Annotated in this window: 11 protein-coding genes; 4 read left to right on the top strand and 7 right to left on the bottom strand. The window is 73.9% G+C overall.

The genetic code is table 11. The features are described 5' to 3' along the window. Positions 1-30 precede the first annotated feature (30 nt). From ACIQMU_RS24595 to ACIQMU_RS24570, 6 genes are all read right to left on the bottom strand, one after another. A complete protein-coding gene (locus tag ACIQMU_RS24595) occupies positions 31-207 on the bottom strand; it encodes a hypothetical protein (RefSeq protein ID WP_402689685.1) in 177 nt (58 codons plus the stop codon). Positions 208-275: 68 nt separating this feature from the next. Further along, positions 276-1,289: an EcsC family protein gene (locus ACIQMU_RS24590; RefSeq protein ID WP_352242057.1), complete on the bottom strand. Its 1,014-nt coding sequence runs from the start codon at positions 1,287-1,289 to the stop codon at positions 276-278. Positions 1,290-1,401: 112 nt separating this feature from the next. Continuing rightward, positions 1,402-2,676 (bottom strand): pyroglutamyl peptidase, encoded by a 1,275-nt coding sequence (locus ACIQMU_RS24585; protein ID WP_402689684.1) that lies wholly within the window; start codon positions 2,674-2,676, stop codon positions 1,402-1,404. 434 nt (positions 2,677-3,110) lie between these two features. After that, on the bottom strand, positions 3,111-3,632 hold the full coding sequence (locus tag ACIQMU_RS24580) for a hypothetical protein (protein ID WP_352242059.1): 522 nt from the start codon (positions 3,630-3,632) through the stop codon (positions 3,111-3,113). A gap of 117 nt (positions 3,633-3,749) precedes the next feature. Further along, complete coding sequence (locus tag ACIQMU_RS24575; protein WP_352242060.1) at positions 3,750-4,631, bottom strand: ABC transporter permease; 882 nt, start codon at positions 4,629-4,631, stop codon at positions 3,750-3,752. Then, positions 4,628-5,242 (bottom strand): ABC transporter ATP-binding protein, encoded by a 615-nt coding sequence (locus ACIQMU_RS24570; protein ID WP_352242061.1) that lies wholly within the window; start codon positions 5,240-5,242, stop codon positions 4,628-4,630. Before ACIQMU_RS24570 ends, ACIQMU_RS24575 begins: the two co-directional genes overlap by 4 nt. Positions 5,243-5,646: 404 nt before the next feature. Between ACIQMU_RS24570 and ACIQMU_RS24565 the strand changes: the two genes are divergently transcribed. After that, on the top strand, positions 5,647-7,014 hold the full coding sequence (locus ACIQMU_RS24565) for an NAD(P)-binding domain-containing protein (RefSeq protein WP_352242062.1): 1,368 nt from the start codon (positions 5,647-5,649) through the stop codon (positions 7,012-7,014). 69 nt (positions 7,015-7,083) lie between these two features. On the opposite strand, the gene ACIQMU_RS24560 is transcribed toward ACIQMU_RS24565, so the two are convergent. Beyond that, positions 7,084-8,556 carry a wax ester/triacylglycerol synthase domain-containing protein gene (locus ACIQMU_RS24560; RefSeq protein ID WP_402689683.1) on the bottom strand — a complete coding sequence of 491 codons (1,473 nt, stop codon included), beginning with the start codon at positions 8,554-8,556 and terminating at the stop codon, positions 7,084-7,086. A gap of 927 nt (positions 8,557-9,483) precedes the next feature. Between ACIQMU_RS24560 and ACIQMU_RS24555 the strand changes: the two genes are divergently transcribed. Genes ACIQMU_RS24555 through ACIQMU_RS24545 form a run of 3 tightly spaced genes read left to right on the top strand, consistent with a single transcriptional unit; the run spans position 9,484 to position 18,443 of the window. After that, positions 9,484-10,629, top strand: coding sequence for an SDR family oxidoreductase (locus tag ACIQMU_RS24555; RefSeq protein ID WP_402689682.1), 1,146 nt, complete (start codon positions 9,484-9,486; stop codon positions 10,627-10,629). A gap of 33 nt (positions 10,630-10,662) precedes the next feature. Beyond that, on the top strand, positions 10,663-12,246 hold the full coding sequence (locus ACIQMU_RS24550) for a PfaD family polyunsaturated fatty acid/polyketide biosynthesis protein (protein WP_352242065.1): 1,584 nt from the start codon (positions 10,663-10,665) through the stop codon (positions 12,244-12,246). A gap of 56 nt (positions 12,247-12,302) precedes the next feature. After that, on the top strand, positions 12,303-18,443 hold the full coding sequence (locus tag ACIQMU_RS24545; RefSeq protein ID WP_402689681.1) for an SDR family oxidoreductase: 6,141 nt from the start codon (positions 12,303-12,305) through the stop codon (positions 18,441-18,443). Positions 18,444-18,482: the final 39 nt, after the last annotated feature.

Below are 18,482 nucleotides of genomic sequence, written 5' to 3'. Positions count from 1 at the left end.
CGGGACAGGTCGGCGCACTGATCGTCCGGCTCAGTGGTGGGCTGCGGGTCCTTCGGGGCCGGCGGCGGTGGCGGCGTCGCTGCTCGCCGCCGTGGCCCTCACCGCCCGTGCACCACCGCGGTGGTCGGCAGGCCCGGCCGCTGCGGAGGGCTTGGCGATCAGCGGCTCGATCTCCTCCGTGGTCAGCGGCCGGGGCCGCGCCGCCATCCAGCCGTGCGGTCGACCCGTGGCTCGACGCCCGGGCATCCGGCCGCGGCCGCGGAGTGCCGTCGACGCTATGGAGCAGTGGTCCGCGAGGCGTCGTCCGGGTCGGTTGTCGGCGCGGTCGGCAGCGGCAACCCGTACTTGTCGCACAAGAAGCGGGTCTGACAGTGCCGTTGGGCGTCGGCGGCCACCCTGCCGAGGACCGCGGAGTTCATGCCGGCTCCGATGAGGACGCCCACGAACGGCACGACCTTGGCGACGTTCTTGACCGGGACCCTGGAGCCGGCCGGGCCCAGCTGCTGCATCAGCTTCTCCAGGGAGGCCAGAAGACGGTGGTCCTCCCGCAGCTTCTTCGACCAGTTGACGCGCCCCCTCACCGCCTGAGCCGCCTTCGCCGTCTCGCTCAACGGCTTCGCCTTGGCCGCCTGCGTCATGAAGGACCGCTGCACCAGGCGCTGGATGAATTCCTGCTCCCGAGGGTCCTTGGCGTCATAGCCGTAGGAGTAGGCGATCCGTGAGGCGATCGAGGTGCTCAGGACCTGGACGACGAGGATGTCCGCCGTCATGGCGACGGGTATGCCGGCCACGGGGACCATGGCCAGCAGGCCCATCGCACCGCCCTCGAAGGCGCCCGCGGTGCGCCACCTGAGGACGTTCCGGGACAGCAGCCGGTCGCAGACCTTCAGATCCTGCTGCCGCAGTTCGCCGAAGCTCCCGAGGTCGAGCCCCTGCTTGCGCACGAGTTTCTCGACGTTCTTCGGGTCGTTGAGGTCCAGAGCCCAGTCGTTGACGAGTTCGAGCAACGCGGCCGCCCCCGCGAGTGCCGGCCGCATGGCCTTGTCGGCGACCACGTCGCCCGCGCGGCGGACCGGCCGCGTGACGGCTTCCGGCACCGTGTCCGTCACCCGTCGCACGGCGCTTCCCGCTGCCTCGCCCGTGCGGCCGAGGGCGGTGCTCGCCCAGTTCGGCAGGCCACGGCGGTTGTCGCGGCGCTGCCAGTGCTCCTGGAGCGCCTCCCACACCTGTTGTTCGTACGCGCTCATCGGAGGAGTGTCCGTGGTGAGCGGGGCGGCATACGTGGTCAACCGAGGTTCTCCTTCTCGAAGGCGGTCGTCGGCTCGGCGATGCCGGCCGACACCGTGCGCTGATGCGCATCATCCCGGGGGCCGGGCACTTCGCGCAGGAGATTGGCGCCGCTCAGCCGGCGGCTGCCACCGCCGTTCTCACCAACTCCCTCACCTGGCGCACGATGTCCGAGCGGTTGCGCTCGAAGTCCGGGTCGGTAACCGCACCCGTCCCCGGATGCGTGTTTTCCGCGCCGAACTCCAGTACGGGGGTGTGCAGATGGCCGCCCGGCAGGTTCGGCAACTTCAGCCGGTCGCGCAGCAGGGTCACCCGATAGGCGATCTCGTTGGAGAGGTAGTCGCCGCCGCCTCCGGCCCGCGCCGCCGAGCCGGGTGTGGGCCCATGGGGCCGGGTCACCGGCTGGGCGCGGCCCGCCGGTATCTCGGTGACTTCGGTGTTGTCGTACACCGGGAAGCGGCCCGTGTCCACTTCGGCGAGCTGCCGGTACGGAAGAGTGGTGGAGGTCCATTGCGGCTGCGTTCCGGGGTCGGTGACGGGGACGGTCCCGGTGATCGCGGCGTTCTCGTTGTCGGGGAAGCCGCCTCGCCAGGCGCCGTTGGTGCGTTCCACGTCGAAGCGGCCCTGACGGCCCTGGCTGACCGTGGTGAACAGGTCCAGGTGCGGCAGATGCCGCGCCAGGGCCCGCTCGACGGTGCCTTCGGTGAAGTCCGCCCAGCGGACCGGGAAGACGGCGGTCTCGATCCGGGCCGGTCCGGCGGCCGTCCGCACCAGGGTGCCGTCCAGAGCGAGCGCGCTCGCGCCCGAGGGGTTGCCGATCCGGGTGTCCCTGTCCAGAGTGAACGGGTCGAAGCCGGTGACGAGGACCCGCTTCGCCTGGCCGCGGCCCGGGAAGTGGATGTCGTTCTGGCCGCGCGAGGAGGTTTCCAGGGCGGTGTGCAGCGCTCTGCGCTGGTGGTCGTCGAGGGCGAAAGAGGGTTCCCACCCACGCAGTTCGCGGCTGAGCGCGAGCCGGGCCCAGTACAGCGGGCGGTCGTCGCCACGGCTCAGGTCGCCTGTGGCGGGCCCACGCCCCTGGGCGCGGTCCACGGCGCGCTGCCAGAGCGCCGAGCCGTGGCGCGCCGCTGTCCGCTCGGCTGCCGCGTAGCTCCGGGAGCGCTGCAGGGCTCGCTCGAAGCGCGGGGCGAAGGTGTCGAATCCGCTGCGCCGCAGGATCTCCTGCGGGGCGTCCCGGGTGAGGCGCTGCTCCTCAACGGTCGCCGCCACGGGGGTGCGGGCGCTGTCCGCCGGGGCTGCGGTGGCGGGCAGGATGGAGCCCGCCAGGACGAGCAGGAGCGCCATGCCGCCGAGACGCAGCCGCCGGGACGTTGCGGGAAGTCGGTGGGTCACACGGGTCCTTTCGTTACCACGGGTGGTCCGCAGTATCGCGGCAGGGCCCCAGGTGATGCCATAGGGCCGTGGCCCGAGCGCCTGCCGGCCGATCGGCCCCACGCGGTCGGACTCGGTCCCGGGCGGTCTTTCCTCCCTGCCGTCGAACTCCGTGCTCACTGCTCACCGGGCCCCGGGGCCTGGCGTCGGCCGGCGGCCTACGCGAACATCGTCGAGCGGGCCGCCCCTGACCACCACACGGCCATCGAACCACTGCCGCCGGCTCCGCCGGCACGCCCGTGTTCGCTGAGCCCCGTTCCCGTGTGGCCGCCCCGTGTCCTGGACGACGTGCGGCACGGCGGCCGGCCTGCTCGGCGGGCCCCGCCCCGCGGCGGGGGACGGAGCGGCGTGCGAAAGCCGGGCCGGCCGCGCGGTGCGGCGGGCCCGGCGTTCGGCTACCAGCCGGCCTTCACCCCGTTGTAGGCCGTACGGCAATCGGCGTTGGTGGCCTCTGCGGCCAGCTTCGTCATGGAGTTCGTCCAGACCTTCTTGGCGAGCTTCTCCAGCTCCCGCGTCTCGGCGGGGACGTTCGGGGCGTACTTCTTGATCGTCGCCAAGGCGGACCTGGCGAACTTGTTGCACACCGGTCCGGCGGCGTTGCGGTAGCGGGTGTCCAGGTCCGTGGCGACGGCCTGTCCGTTGTCGGTCGCCCAGGTGTTCCAGGCCGCGCACGCCACCTCGGTAAGGGCCTCCTGCTCGGCCTCGCTCAGTCCGAGGACCTCGCCCAGCATGGCGTTCTTGGCCTTGTCCGGGACCGTGAAGTCCGCCACGGGGAACTTGTCGAGGGTTTCGAGCAGCGCCTCCTGGCACGCGGGAGGCAGCGGAGCCGCCTGCGCGGTGGACGGGGCGGCCAGGACGGAGGCGGAGAGGAGAGCCGCGGTGAGAACGGTGCGCTGGACGGTACGCGAAAGAGTCATGAGGGTAGTACTCCTTGCACGGAGAAGCGTGTCGGTCCGAGCACCGCGTCGGTGCCCGGCGGCTCAAGAACGATCGCCCTCCGCCTCAGGTCACGGCTCCTGTCAGCGGGGCGTTGATCAGTTGCGCCGTACGTGTCGTTCCGCCGGAGGGACGTGCCGCGCGGGGGCCGGCGGCCCGCCGGCGCTCCCACCGTTCGCGGGTCCGGAGGGGGCCGGCACGGTCCGTGGCCTCCGTGCCGGCGCCAGCGCGTTGCGGGTACGCCGGCGAAAGACCAGGAAGCCCGCCGCCGCGGCTCCGACGAGCCAGAGCAGCTGGGTCACGAGGCCCTGGACCGCCGACGCGTCGGAGAAGGCCGCGGACATGCTGGCCTGCACGGCTCCGTACGTCGGCAGGAAACGCACGACCGCGCTGTCCGACCCGGAGCTGGACAGGGGGTTCTGGAGGGCGACGTCGAGGACGCTGATCATCAGGATGGCGAACATGCCTTCCACCTCGCGGCGGAGTACCGATCCGAAGACCACGCCGAGCGCGCCGTAGGTCAGGGCGGCGCAGAACAGCGCGGCCGCGAGCTGGAGGGGCTGCTGGGGTGGCCAGGCGAGTTCGATCACGGCCGTGGCGTACACCGCGATGGCGCCGCACACCAGCGTGAGCGCGCAGAGCTTGGCCAGGACGAGGTGATACCGCGGGTATCCGGCCATCGCCAGGCGGCGGTCGAAGGCGCCTCCCGTGAAGGTGGCCGCGAACATCATGAACCCGGCGATCAGGGTGACGGCGTTCAGCGCTCCGGTGATCTGGGTGAGGTGGTTGCCGGGCGGGGACAGGATGTCGCCGGTGGCCCGGAGCCGGAAGGGCGCCGACTGGTCGGGAATGGTCAGATAGGCCAGGGCGATCCACACGGGGATGTACACGATCACGAGCAGCATCGCGAACCGGTTGCGGGCATGTCCGATCAGCGCGTACCGGGTCGCGGTGGCCAGCAGTGACCAGTGCCGCCTCATGCCGCCGCCTCCGTGCACCGTTCCCGCGGGTGGAGGCGCCCGCCCTCCAGGCGCCAGAGCAGGTCCAGCCGGTCGATGTCGTAGGCCAGGTGGGAGACGACCAGCACCGAGCGCCCCGTGTCGCGCAGCCTCGTCGCCAGTTCCCAGAAGCGCAGGTACGTCTCCCAGTCGAAGCCCTGGTAGGGCTCGTCCAGCAGGAGGACGTCCGGGTCGTGCATGAGCGCCAGGGTCAGGTTCAGCTTCTGTCGGGAGCCTCCGCTGAGCAGGCCGGCACGCTGGTCGAGGTAGGCGGTGAAGGCCAGGGCCTCCATCACTTCTTCGGCGCGTCCGAGGTCCGGGAGGCCGAACGCGTGCTTGAAGAAGTCGAGGTGCTGGCGGACGGTGAAGGAGTCGTCCAGCACCACGGACTGCGGGCAGTAGCCGAACCCGCTGTTGTGGCTCACCGAGCCGCGGTCCGGCCTGAGTTCACCGGAGAGGATCTTCAGCAGGGTCGTCTTGCCCGCGCCGTTCTCCCCGACGATGCCGGCGAGGGTGCCGGGCCGTAGCCGGAGGTCGACGCCGCGGAGAACGGCATGCTGCCGGTAGGAGTGGTGCACATCTGTGACGTCCATCGTGTCGCTCCGTCGTACAGGTCTGACTGATGGCCGCGGGACCGGGCCCCCGTTCGCCGTCCGGCGGGCCTTCCGGGTGGACGCTGTGCGGCGAACCGGCCCGCTCGTGCCCAACGAGCGGGCCGGGCGGCGGAAACGGTGTCGGCCGCCGGTGCGTCGCCCTGCCGTCAACCCCGTGCGGGGCGTTTCATCCGTGCGACGGGTGCACCTCCGAAGGCGGGTCAACAGGCCGCTGGATGACTGAGGGTTGTCCCGTAGCGTGACCGGGGCCCGGCCCGCATGACCACGTCCGGGAGAGGTTCCGTGCCCACGCTCGGGTCCACTCCCCCAGCGGTCCCGGTTCCGGCGCGTACCGGTGAGGTCGCGCGCAGCCCAGGGAAGGTCGGTCAGCCATGAGAACGTGCGTGATCGGAGCAGGCCCGTCCGGTCTGGCCGCGAGCAAGGTCCTTGCCTCGCGCAACGTCCCCTTCGACTGTTTCGAGGCCGGTTCGCGGATCGGCGGGCTCTGGCGCTACGGCAACGACAACGGCATGTCGGGCGTGTACGCGTCGCTGCACGCGAACATCTCGAAGGAGAGCATGTCGTTCTCCTCGCTGGCCATGCCGGACAGCTATCCGGTCTTCCCCCACCACAGCAAGGTCCTCGCCTACCTGGAGGACTACGCCGCGTCGTTCGGTCTGCACCGCCACATCACCCTCGGTACGGAGGTCACCTCGGTGCGGCCGCTGGACGGCGGCGGCTGGGAGGTCGTCCGCCGGCCCCGCGGGGGCCCGGACGCGGAGGTGACCGCGCAGCGCTACACCGCGGTGGTGGTGGCCAACGGGCACCACTGGGCCCCCCGCCTCCCGGATCCCGCCGTGCCCGGGGCCGAGGACTTCGAGGGACCCGCCGTCCACTCGCACGACTACCGCGTCCCGGAACCGTACGCCGGACGCCGGGTGCTGGTGATCGGTATGGGCAACTCCGCATGCGAGATCGCGGCGGAGGTCTCCCGCACGGCCGCGCGGACGTACCTCTCCGCACGCCGTCCGGCGCACGTGTTCCCCAAGATGCTGCTCGGCCGGCCGGCGGACCACTTGGCGTGGAGCCCGCTCGCGGGCCTCCCCCGGTTCGTCAAAGGCCCGGCGATGGCGCTTCTCCTGCGGCTGACCCGTGGCGCCCCGGCCCACTACGGGCTCCCCCGGCCCGTCCGCGGTCCCCTCGCCGCCCACCCCTCGACGTCGGACGAACTCCTCGTCCAGCTGGCCCGGGGGGCGATCACCCCGAAGCCCGGCGTCAGCTCGTTCGGCCGGGACACGGCGGCCTTCACGGACGGCAGCCGCGAAGCCGTGGACGCCGTGGTGTACGCCACCGGCTACTCCATCCTCTTCCCGTTCCTGGACCCCGCGGTCTTCGCCGCCCCGGACGGCCGCACCGAGCTCTTTCTGCGCACGGTGCCGCCCCGGCTCCCCGGCCTCTACTTCATGGGGCTCGCTCAACCCGCCGGCGCCGCCTTCCCCTTGCTCGAACCCCAGGCGGACTGGGTCGCCGACCTGATCACCGGAGCGGTCGCGCCGCCGTCGCCGCAGGCCATGGAGCGGGCCATCGACCGTGAGCGCCGGCGCCAGGGCAGGACCTACGTGTCCAGCTACCGTCACGGGATCGAGATCGACGTCCGCTCCTACCGGAAGGCCCTGCGCCGGGAACTCCGCGCGGGCAGGCGCCGGGCGCGCGGAGTGGTCCCGCCCCGGTCCGCCGGGGCCCCTCCCGCTCCGGCGGCCGACGCCGTGTGATCCGGCCCGCGAGGCCCCCTCGCCCGCCCGCGCGGCCCCTCGGCAGCCGGTGCCGGGGAGCCGGCTGCCTCACTCCGGGGCCGAGCTCCTCTCCAGCTCGCCCACCGCCTGCTCCCACAGTTCCGGCAGCAGTTCCCCCTGCGGCAGAGCGCGGTCGGCGACGAAGGACACCTCGGCCCAGTCCCCGAAGAACGACAGCCCCACCCCGAAGAGGTGCCAGGGCACGAGCGGAGGCAGCAGGGCGGCGCCCGTCACCTGCGTCTCCCCCAGGCTTCCCTTGTCCGCGAGCGGCATGGAGGTGGCCATGACGTTGGTGACCCGCGCGGAGAGCATCCTTCGGAGGTACCACTCGGTGGGGCGGCCCGGCATGAAGCGGACCAGGTCCTGGATCGCCTGCCGCCAGGTCTCGCCCCGTACCTTCCGGGTCGTCGCCATGACGTGCTCCAGCCGTCGCAGGGACGCGTCGCCGCCGGGCCCGTCCGGCTGGTCCGCAACCGTCCGCACGGGCAGTTCCAGCGGCAGGGCGAAGCACCGGTTCCCCCACGTCTGGTCCTCGTCGGGGCGGCGTGCGTCGATGGGCAGCACAGCCGTCACCCGGGGAAGAGGTACGCCCGAGCGGTCCGACCAGACCGACAACGCCCCGGCCAGCGCCGCCAGATGTACGTCGTGGGCGGAGCCGCCGCGTGCGGCGCCGATGCCTCGCAGGGTGTCCGCCGGTACACGGCCCCGCCACAGCCGCCGTTCTCCGGTGGGCGCGAAAGCGGGCTCCGGGCGGTGACCGCGAACGGTGAGGGAGCCGGCCATGAACTTCGCCGCCAGTCCGACGGCCGCGCCCACCCGCCAGGGCACCCCGGCCCGACGGCTCCGGCCCGGCACCGGGCGCGCCGACGGCTCCCCCTCGCCCAGCATGGTGCGGAAGGTCATGGCGGCGGCCGAACCGTCCTGGCAGGCGTGGTGGAAGCGGTAGCACACGGCGTACGCGTCGGGGGCGTGGCCGTGGATCAGCCAGATCCCCCAGAAGGCGCCGGGGGCGAAGGGGGCGTTGAGGGCGGTGTTCAGGGCGGCCTCCCATGCGTCGGGGCCGTCGGCGGCCACCTCGTGCACATGCCGGTCGACGGAGAAGTCCGCGTCCGGTTGCCACCGGGGCCGTCGGCCGCCTTCGACCCGGCTGGTGAGCAGAGGCAGCCGGCCGAGGCGGAAGCCGACGTACGCGCGAAGGTCGGCCAGGGCCGGGGGCGGGCCGCTGAGGTAGGCGACGCCACCGGCGTCCCAGCGCACGTCGGGCCGACGACGCGCCAGGCTGAGGAACGCGCGGTCGATCGCGTGGGTGGGGTGGCTGGGGGAAGGTGCAGCCGGACCGGGCGGCCCGGGCTGGTCGGACCGGGTGGAGCGGTCGGACGATGCGGGTCGGGAGGGCCGGTCGGTCGGGTCGGGCCCGGTGGACTGCTCGGGCTGGGTGGGCCCGGTGGACTGCTCAGGCGGGGTAGGCCCGGTGGACTGCTCAGGCGGGGTAGGCCGGGTGGACTGCTCGGAATCAGGCATGGGCTTCGGGGTTTCCAATCCGGGCCGAGGGGGAGTCGCTGACATCTGGAGGGGGCTGCCGGTCCGGGGAGAAGGGCGAGGCGAGTGGGTGGACCGCAGAGGTCCGGTGCCGCGGGGCCGCCGGACCGGCCCGCGGCACACCGTCGCCAAGCCGCCCGGCCGGCCACCAGGATGGCCACCGGCCGCAGCCGGTGCGTGCGGCACGCGGACGAAGAGCAGGCTTCGGCGGCCGGCTGCGGGCCGGTTCCGGCGACGGCCGGCGCATCCGCTGTCGAGCGCCGCCTCCCCTCGTTCCCCCTGCCCTGACTGGCCTGCAAGACCCCGCCGCCGCCGGTCGATGCCGGAAGGGCGAACCCACGCGGGTCGGCCCGGAGCCCTGCCGGAGGGTTCCCTCGAAAGGAGGACGGGCCGGGGGCCGCTCCCGTACGACTCCTGCCGGATCGCGCCGCCCACCGCGACCGGGCGGCCTGGCCTGCGGCGGATTCCTCCGAGCCACGCCGGCGTTAACGGTTCGCGGGGCGGCGTACTTCGTTCGGGTGAGCAGAGGGAATCCGGGCCGGTGTCGCGCTCGCTGTCTGACATTGTGTGCCGTGCGCCGGAGCCATCGGGTCGAGTGAGGACCTGGGAATCTCCGGCGAGACGGGGTGGCGGAGAGTCGGCGAACACCAGCCGCACCGGACCGGCCGGACGCACCGCACCACGCATCGGGCCGGCCGAACGCCCGGACACGGACCGTGCGGCCGGCGGCGACCGTGCCGTGCCGAAGGGCGGCCGATACCTTCCCGTTCCGCTCTTCCGTCGCCCGTCTCCCCTCCCCCGCCCTCATCCTCCTGATCCCCCGGTTCCGCTCCCGGTCGCCGCGACGGCGGCACCGCCGTCTCCGCACGCGAACGCGGCCCACCCCCTCACTGCCCTTGGAGCACGCTCGTGCACGTCGCCCTCACCGGTGCCACCGGATTTCTCGGACTGCGCCTGTTACGTCGCCTGCTCGACGCCCATCGGTCGGTGACCGTCCTCGCCCACGCGGGGTCGGGGAACGCTCTCCACCGCATCACCCGGTTCTTCGAACTGACGGGTTCGCCGGAGGCGTTCACCGCCCAGCTGCCCGGCCGGCTGCGGGTGGTGGAGACCGATCTGGCGCTGCCGAGGCTGGGGCTGTCGGGGCGGATGTTCCAGAGGCTCGCGGACGGCCTCGACGCGATCTGGCACAGCGCGGGCTCCATCAACCTGGAGGGCGATCTTCCCGAGCTGCGCCGGACCAACGTCGAAGGGACGCGGCACGTGCTGGAGTTGGCGGCGGCGGGCCGTCGGGCACCGGCCGTCCACCACGTGAGTACCGCGTTCGTGGCCGGGGCGCGGCGGGAGGGGGTGGCGTACGAGGACGAGCTGGACGACGCCCACGGCTTCGAGAACGCCTACGAACGGTCCAAGTACGAGGCGGAGCTGCTGGTCCACGCGTGGTCCCGGGAGCACGGCCGCCCGGCCCTGGTCCTGCGGCCCAGCATCCTGGTCACGGACCTGCCGCCGCACCCCGAGCTGCCCGCGCATCCCCTGCTGGTCGTCGAACGGATCCTGCGCGACGCGCGGCGCACCGCCGGCCCCGCGGAGCCGGGTCCGCACAGCCCGCCCCGCGTCCGGACCGTGGGGCACCCGCACGGCCGGCTGAACCTCCTGCCGGTGGAGCAGGCGGCCGAGGCCATGGTGCGGCTGGCCGGACTGCCGCCATCGGGCGGGGTCGACACGTACCACGTCGTCCATGACCGCGATGTGCCCGTACCGACGGTGGTGGCCCTTTTGGAACGGCTGGGTCCGATCTCGATCGACCTGGTCGCCGCCAAGCCGGATGCCCCGTCGGCGCTGGAGGCGCTGCTGGACTTCTACCCGGGCATGACGATCTACCTCGCCCACCGGCGGCGGTTCGACGACACCCGGGTCAGGAGCCGGCTGGGATCGTCGGCGGCCTGCGACCCGGTGGGCCTCGACTACCTCTGGTCCGGTCTCGCCCCGCGGAGCGGGGCTCTCCCCGGAGTGCCGGACCGTCCTCCCGTCCTCCCGACCGCCCCGTACGCCTGACCAGCAGACGCCCCTCCCCGTTGGAGCCCTCCCGTGTCCGTCCTCGCCGCTCCCGGCTCCCCCGCCGCTTCCCCACCGGTCTTCTCGCCGGAGGGAATCGCGGCCCGTGCCCGGCGGATCCGGGAGCCCGTCCACGTCGTCAGCGGCTCGGGCGGCCGTGACCTGGGGCTCGCGACCGGTCCGCTGCCCGACGGCCCGGTGCTCGGTACGCTGCCGCCGCTGTACCCCGAGTGGCTCGGCGGTCGCACCTTCTGCGAAGCGCACGGCGTCCGCTTCCCGTATGTCGCTGGGGAGATGGCGAACGGCATCGCGACCACCCGGATGGTCTTGGCGATGGCCGGGGCGGAGATGCTCGGCTTCTTCGGCGCGGGCGGTTTGGCCTACCCCGAGGTGGAGCGGGCCGTCCGGACCCTGGCGCACGAGCTGGAGTCCCGCTCGAACTGGGGCGTCAACCTCATCCACTCGCCGGCCGAACCGGCGCTGGAGTGGCGCGTCGCCGAGCTGCTGCTGCGCACCGGTGTTCCCGTGATCTCGGCGTCGGCGTTCATGGAGCTGACTCCGGCGGTCGTCCTGTGCTCGGCCCGCGGGCTGCGCCGGGGCGCGGGCGGCGGCATCGTCCGGCGCACGCGCCTGCTGGCGAAGGTCTCCCGGCCCGAGGTGGCCGAGAGGTTCCTCTCCCCCGCCCCGCCCGCGCTGCTGGGTTCCCTCGTCGCCCAGGGGAAGCTGACCCGCCAGGAGGCCGACCTGGCGGCCCTGGTGCCGGTGGCCGAGGACATCACCGTGGAGGCGGACAGCGGTGGGCACACCGACAACCGGCCGTTGTCGGTCCTGCTGCCGAGGATCGCCGCGCTGCGGGACGCGCTGTGCCGGCGGTTCGGATACGACCGGCCGGTCCGGCTCGGCGCGGCCGGCGGCCTCGGCACTCCGGAGGCGGTGGCCGCCGCCTTCGCCCTCGGCGCGTCCTACGTGGTCGTCGGGTCGGTGAACCAGACGGCCGTCGAGGCGGGCCTGTCCGACGAGGCCAAGGCGATGCTCTGCGACGCCGACGTCTCCGATGTGGCCATGGCGCCGGCGGCCGACATGTTCGAGCTCGGTGTGAAGCTCCAGGTGCTCTCCCGGGGGACGATGTTCGCCCCCCGGGCGGCCCGGCTCCACGCGGCGTACCGGGCCCACGGTTCGCTGGAGGAGATCCCGTCCGCGCTGCGGGCCTCGATCGAGCGCGATGTGCTGCGCGCCCCGTTCGACGAGGTCTGGCAGCGGACGCGCGCCTTCTGGGAGCAGCGCGATCCCGCCGAGGTCACCCGGGCGGAGACCGATCCCAAGCACCGTATGGCTCTCGTCTTCCGCTGGTACCTGGGCAGTTCCAGCCGGTGGGCGATCGCCGGGGAGGGGTCGCGGCGGGCCGACTACCAGATCTGGTGCGGGCCGGCGATGGGCGCCTTCAACCAGTGGGTGGCGGGCACGTTCCTGGCCGATCCGGCACACCGGTCCGTGGTGCAGATCGCGCTCAACCTGCTCGAAGGGGCCGCCGTGCTCACCCGAGCCCACCAACTGCGCACGTACGGCCTTGCGTTGCCGGCCGAGGCGTTCACCCACGCGCCGTGCGAGCTGGCGTGAGCGGCCCCGGCGCCGCCGAGGCGCCAGCGACGACCACCCGACTTCGAGGAGACACCGTGTCCGGCTCCACCCCCCGCCAGGTCCCCATCGCCGTGGTCGGCGTGGGCGCCCTGGTCCCCGGCGCGACCAACGCGGCCGGCTACTGGCGGAACGTGACGGGCGGCCGCGACCTGATCACCGAGGTGCCCGCCGCCCGCTGGCGTGTGGAGGACCACTACGACCCGGACCCGGCCGCCCCCGACAAGACGTACGCCCGCCGGGGCGCCTTCCTCTCCGAGGTGGACTTCGACCCGATGGCCTACGGGGTGCCCCCCGCCACGCTGTCGTCGACGGACACCTCCCAGCTGCTCGCCCTGATGGTCGCCGACCAGGTGCTGGCGGATACCGGCGGCCTGTCCGGGGTGGACCGGGACCGGACCGGTGTCGTCCTCGGCGCGGCCTCCCTCGAACTCCTTCCGCACATGTACGCGCGCACCCAGCGCCCCGTGTGGCTGGCGGCGCTCCGGGAGAGCGGCCTCGGCGAGGCGGAGGCGCGGGCCGTGTGCGACCGCATCTCGGCCCGTTTCGCGCCGTGGCGGGAGTCGTCCTTCCCCGGGCTGCTCGGCAACGTCGTCGCGGGCCGGATCGCCAACCGGTTCGATCTGCACGGCATCAACCACACCACCGACGCCGCCTGTGCCAGCTCCCTGGCGGCCTTGTCGACGGCGGTGGGTGAGCTGTCCCTCGGCCGCGCCGACCTGGTGATCAGCGGTGGCGTGGACACCGGCAACGACATCGGCATGTTCCTGTGCTTCTCCAAGACGCCCGCGCTGTCCCCCAGCGGTGACTGCCGGCCGTTCTCGGACGCGGCCGACGGCACCATGCTCGGCGAAGCGGTCGTCATGTACGCGCTGAAGCGGTTGTCCGACGCGGAGCGGGACGGCGACCGGATCCACGCCGTGATCCGGGGCATCGGCACCTCCTCCGACGGCAGGAGCACGGCGATCTACGCCCCGTTGCCCGACGGCCAGGCGCGGGCCCTGCGACGCGCCTACGAGCAGGCGGGCTACGGACCGGAGACCGTGGAGCTGGTCGAGGCGCACGGGACCGGCACGAAGGCCGGGGACACCGCCGAACTGGCCGCACTCGGCGAGGTGTTCGGGTCCTCGGGCCGGGCCGACGGGCCATGGTGTGCGATCGGCTCGGTCAAGTCGCAGATCGGCCACACCAAGTGCGCGGCGGGGGCGGCGGGGCTCCTCAAGGCGGTCATGGCCCTGCACCACAAGGTCCTGCCGCCGACGGTCAAGGTCGAACGGCCCAATCCGGCGGCCGCCGCCCCGGACGGACCGTTCTACGTCAACACCGAGGCCCGCCCGTGGGTACGGGCCGGTCATCCCCGCCGGGCGGCGGTGTCGAGTTTCGGCTTCGGCGGCAGCAACTTCCACGTCACGCTGGAGGAGTACGCGCCGTCCGGGGCGGGCCGCACGGCCCCGCGCCACCGTACGGCGTCCAGCGAACTGGTCCTGTTCAGCGGCGACACCCCGTCGGACCTGGTGCCGCCGCGCACGGACGACGGGCGTCCGCTGGCCGCGCTGGCACGGGAGAGCCACGCCGCCTTCTCACCCGCCGCGCGGGTACGGCTGGCCGTGGTCGCCGCCGACTCCGAGGACCTGCGGGAGCAGTACGCGCAGGCCATCGCGGTGATCCGGCGGCACCCGGAGGAGGCGTTCGCCACGCCCTCCGGAGCCCGGTACGCGTGCGGGGAGGCCGCCCCGGGCCGCGTCGGTTTCCTGTTCCCGGGGCAGGGCTCCCAGTACGTCGGGATGGGAGCCGGTCTCGCCATGCTGGCGCCGGCCGCCCAGGCCGTCTGGGACCGGCTCGGCGTCACCCGCTTCGACGGGCGGCCCCTGCACCGGGTCGTGTTCCCGCCGCCCGCCTTCACCGACGCGGAACGCGCCGCGCGACGGGAGCTTCTCCATGCCACCGAGTGGGCGCAGCCGGCGCTGGCGGTGCACGCGCTCGCGCTGCTGGCGGTGGTACGGGAGCTGGGGCTGCGGCCGGACTGCGTGGCGGGCCACAGCTTCGGTGAGCTGGTGGCGCTGCACTGTGCGGGCGCACTGGACGCCGAGGCGCTGGTGGGCCTGGCACGTCGCCGCGGCGAGCTGATGCGCGATGCCGCAGCTGCCCCGGGCGCGATGCTGGCGGTGGCGGCGGACCGCGAACACGTGGCCAAGGTGCTGGCCGACGGCGGGTTCCAGGACATCTGGCCGGCCAACCACAACGCCCCGCGCCAAGTGGTGCTCTCGGGCTCGCCGGAGGCGGTCGTACGCGCCGAGGAGGCGTTCTCCGCCGAGGGGGTCGGCACCCGCCGGCTGGCCACGTCCACCGCCTTCCACAGCCCCCTGGTCGCCCCGGCCGTCGAGCCGCTCGCGGCGTATCTGCGCACGGTGCCGCTCGCGGAGCCCCGGATCGAGGTCTACGGCAACACGGACGCGGCGCCGTACCCGTCGTCCCCCGACGAGGTACGCCGCCGGATCGCCGGTCATCTCGCCTCGCCGGTGCTCTTCCAGGACCAGATCGAGGCGATGTACGCGGCGGGAGTACGCACCTTCGTCGAGGTCGGCGCCGGCACCGCCCTGACCGGTCTGGTCGGACAGATCCTCGGAGACCGGGAGCACGCGGCCGTTCCCCTGGACCGGCCGGCCCGGTCGGGGGCCGACACCCTGCACGCCGCGCTCGGCGAACTCGCCGTACGCGGTGTCCCCCTGGATCTCGACAGCCTCTGGGCGCCGTACGCCTCACCCGGAACCTCAGCGAAGGAGCGCGAGCCCCGAATGACCGTGAAGATCAGCGGAGCCAACTACGGCGAATTCCACGGATCCGGCACCGCGTCGACCGCCGCGCCCGCCGCTCCGGGACAGGAACCGCAGCGCCCGCCCGAGCCCGCCCCGGCCGCCGTGACCGATCCCGTATCCGTACCCGGCCCTGGCTCCGTCCCTGCATCCGTATCCGGCTCCGTCCCCGTATCCGCGCCCGACACCCCGGCGGTCCCCATGCCCGCGCACGCTCCCTCTCCGGTCCCCGCCCCGCAGCCGTCGGCGTACGGGACGGCATCCGCACCCCGGCATCCCGAGCCGTCGCCCGGCACAGGGGCGGCGAGCGCTGTCGGCGGTGACTGGTTCGCCGCCGTCGAAGGCGTCCAACGGCAGACGGCGGAGGCCCACGCCGCCTGCCAGCGCATGCTCACGGACAGCCATATGGCCTTCCTGCGGATGACCGAGACGACCCTGGCCGCGATGCTCGGGGCGCCGCACGAGGGCGGGGCCGTGGACCCGCCGGCTCCCGCCGCGCCGCTTCCGCTGCCCCGCGCCTCGTCACCTCGGCGCGACCCGGCGCCCGTGGCCCCGGCCGCTCCCGTCGTGAGTTCCGTTCCGGCAGCAGCGCCCGCGTCCGCTCCCCCGTCTCCCGCGGCCTCCGCGCACCTCGCGCCGGTCGAAGCCGGAACGGCTGCGGTGTCTCCGCCCGCACCGGCTGCCGCACCGGCTGCCGCTCCCGATCCCGATCCCGCAGAAGGCCCGGTGCGCCTGTCGCCGCCGGAGCTGGAGGAGTTGCTCCTGTCGGTGGTGGCCCGGCTCACCGGTTACCCCACCGCGATGCTCAACGTGGACATGGAGCTGGAGGCGGACCTGGGCGTCGACTCCATCAAGCGCGTCGAGATCCTGTCGGCCGTGCGCCAGCAGGTGGGGGACGTGGCAGCGGGCGATGTCGGCCGGCTCGGCAAGCTCCGTACGCTGCGGGAGATCGTCGAGTCGCTCACCGGCGAGGTCCGGCCTCCCGATGCCCCGGAGGCGGCCGGCCGGGATTCCGGGACCGGCCCGGGGGACCGGGCCGTGCCCGGTCCCCCGGCCGCCCGAAGCACCGGTTCCGACGAGCCGGTCCCGTCGGTGCCGCCGATGCCGCTGACGCGGCTCGTTCCGTGCGCGGTGGAGTCACCGGCGTCCGGGCTGGCCACTGCGGGACTACTGGACGGGCCCGTCCTGGTGACCGGTGAGGGCGCGGGCGGGGGCGGGCTCACCGGCCTCGTCGCCCGGAAGCTGGCGGAACGCGGCGTGGACGCCACCGCCGTGGCGGAGGTGCCCGAAGACGCGCGCGGCGTCGTCCACCTCGGCGGCTTCACCGCGAGCGGCACGCCGGAGGAGGCGCGGGAGGTCCACCGCTCGGCGCTGCGCGCCGCGCGGGCGGTCGCGGCACGAGCGGCCGGGGACGGCGGGGTGTTCGTGACCGTGCAGGACACCGGGGGTGACTTCGGGCTCGGCGGCCACGCGCCCGGCCGTGCGTGGCTGGGCGGGGTCGCCGGGCTGGCCCGGACCGCGGCGAAGGAGTGGCCGGACGCCTCGGTCAGGATCATCGACTGCGAGCGGGGCGGCAGGGACGACGAGGAGGCCGCCGAGGCGATCGTGCGGGAACTGTGCGAAGGGGGAGCCGACGCGGAGGTCGGCCTCCGCGCGGACGGCACCCGCGCCGTCCTGCGCACGGCGCCCCGGCCGGTGACGCCCGGTGACACTCGGCGGATCTCTTCCGCGTCGGTGATCGTGGCCACCGGAGGGGCCCGCGGGGTGACCGCCGCGGCGCTGCTCGACCTGGCCAGGACCCATCGGCCGCGGATCGTGCTGCTGGGCCGGACGGACCTGGCCGCTGAGCCCGCCGGTCTGGTGTCGGCCACCGACGAAGCGGCGCTCACCCATCTGCTCGCGGAGCGCTCCACCGGGGCGGCGGCGGACTCCTCGCCCGCCCGGATCGCCGAGCGGGCCCGGGCGATCCTGGCCGCGCGCGAGGTTCGGGCGACGCTGGCGGAGCTGGAGGCCGCGGGGTCGTCCGTCCGGTACGTCCGGGTGGACGCCCGCGACGGTGACGCCCTCGCCGAGGCTCTGCGCGATGTGCGCGAGGCGTGGGGGCCGGTCACCGGCATCGTGCACGGTGCGGGGGTGCTGGCGGACAAGCGGATCGTCGACAAGACCGACGAACAGGCCGAGCTGGTGATGTCCACCAAGGTGGAGGGTCTTCGGGCGCTCCTGGCGGCGACGGCGGACGATCCCCTGGACACGATCTGCCTGTTCTCCTCGGTGGCCGCCGTGTTCGGCAACCCGGGGCAGAGCGACTACGCCATGGCCAACGAGATCCTCCAGCACGTCGCGTCGGCCGAACAGGCCCGCCGCCCCGGCTGTCTGGTGCGGTGCGTGGCGTGGGGTCCCTGGCAGGGCGGCATGGTCACCCCGGCCCTGGCCGCGCGTTTCGGCCGGTCGGGGGTCCCGCTCATCCCCCTGGACCAGGGCGCCGCGGCCTTCACCGCCGAGCTGGACGGCTCCGCCGGTGAGGCCCGGGTCATCCTGACGGCCGGGGACGGCCCGGCCGCCCTGTCGCCGGCCGTTGATCCTCGTCGCGCGCAGCTGCTCGTCCGCTCGGACTCCCTGCCGCAGCTGGCCGACCACGCGCCCGCCGACGTGCCGGTACTGCCCGTGGCCCTGGTGCTGAACTGGTTCGCGGGTGCGGCCGCCGCGTGGCTGCCGACCGCCGGAGGGCTCGTCCTGCGTGATCTGCGGGTGTACAGGAAGTACCCCCTGCCGGAGCTGTCCGGCACGGGCCACCGGCTCACCCTGCTCGGCAGCCGGGGCGCGCCGGGGTCCCCGTCGGGCCTGGAGGCGGAGCTGCTGGGCGAGGACGGCCCGGCGTACTTCCGGGCCGTCCTCGGTCCCGGCGACGGGGAAGCCGGAGCGAGCGTGTGGGACACCCCGGACGGCCTGAAGCCGCTCGACCGGACCGCCTGGTACGACGGGGAGGTCCTCTTCCACGGCCCCCGGTTCCAGGCCCTGCGCACGGTGCGCGGTGTCTCCGAGCACGGAGCCGAGGCGACCGTCGCGGGCCTGCGCGCCCTGGACTGGTCGGGCGAGCACTGGCCGCTCGACGCGGCCGCCGTGGACGGCGCGCTCCAACTCGCCCTGCTCTGGGGCGAGAAGGTGCTCGGTGCGGCGACGCTGCCGATGTCCGTGGCCGAATGCAGGGTGCACCGGCACGGACCGGTGGACGGCACCGTGCGATGTGTCGTCCGGGGACGGAAGGCGCACGACGCGGGGGCGCGCTGCGACGCGGCACTGATCGACGCCGACGGTTCCGTCCGGCTGGAACTGATCGGTGTCGAACTCGTCCGCCGCCCCTCCTGACCCCGTCCCCGGCCGCCGCCCTGCCGCGAAGCGAGATCC

It is taken from the genome of Streptomyces sp. NPDC091649 (genome assembly GCF_044756785.1).
In the GTDB taxonomy this organism is placed as follows: domain Bacteria; phylum Actinomycetota; class Actinomycetes; order Streptomycetales; family Streptomycetaceae; genus Streptomyces.
This window is presented reverse-complemented; position numbering and strand designations above follow the sequence as displayed.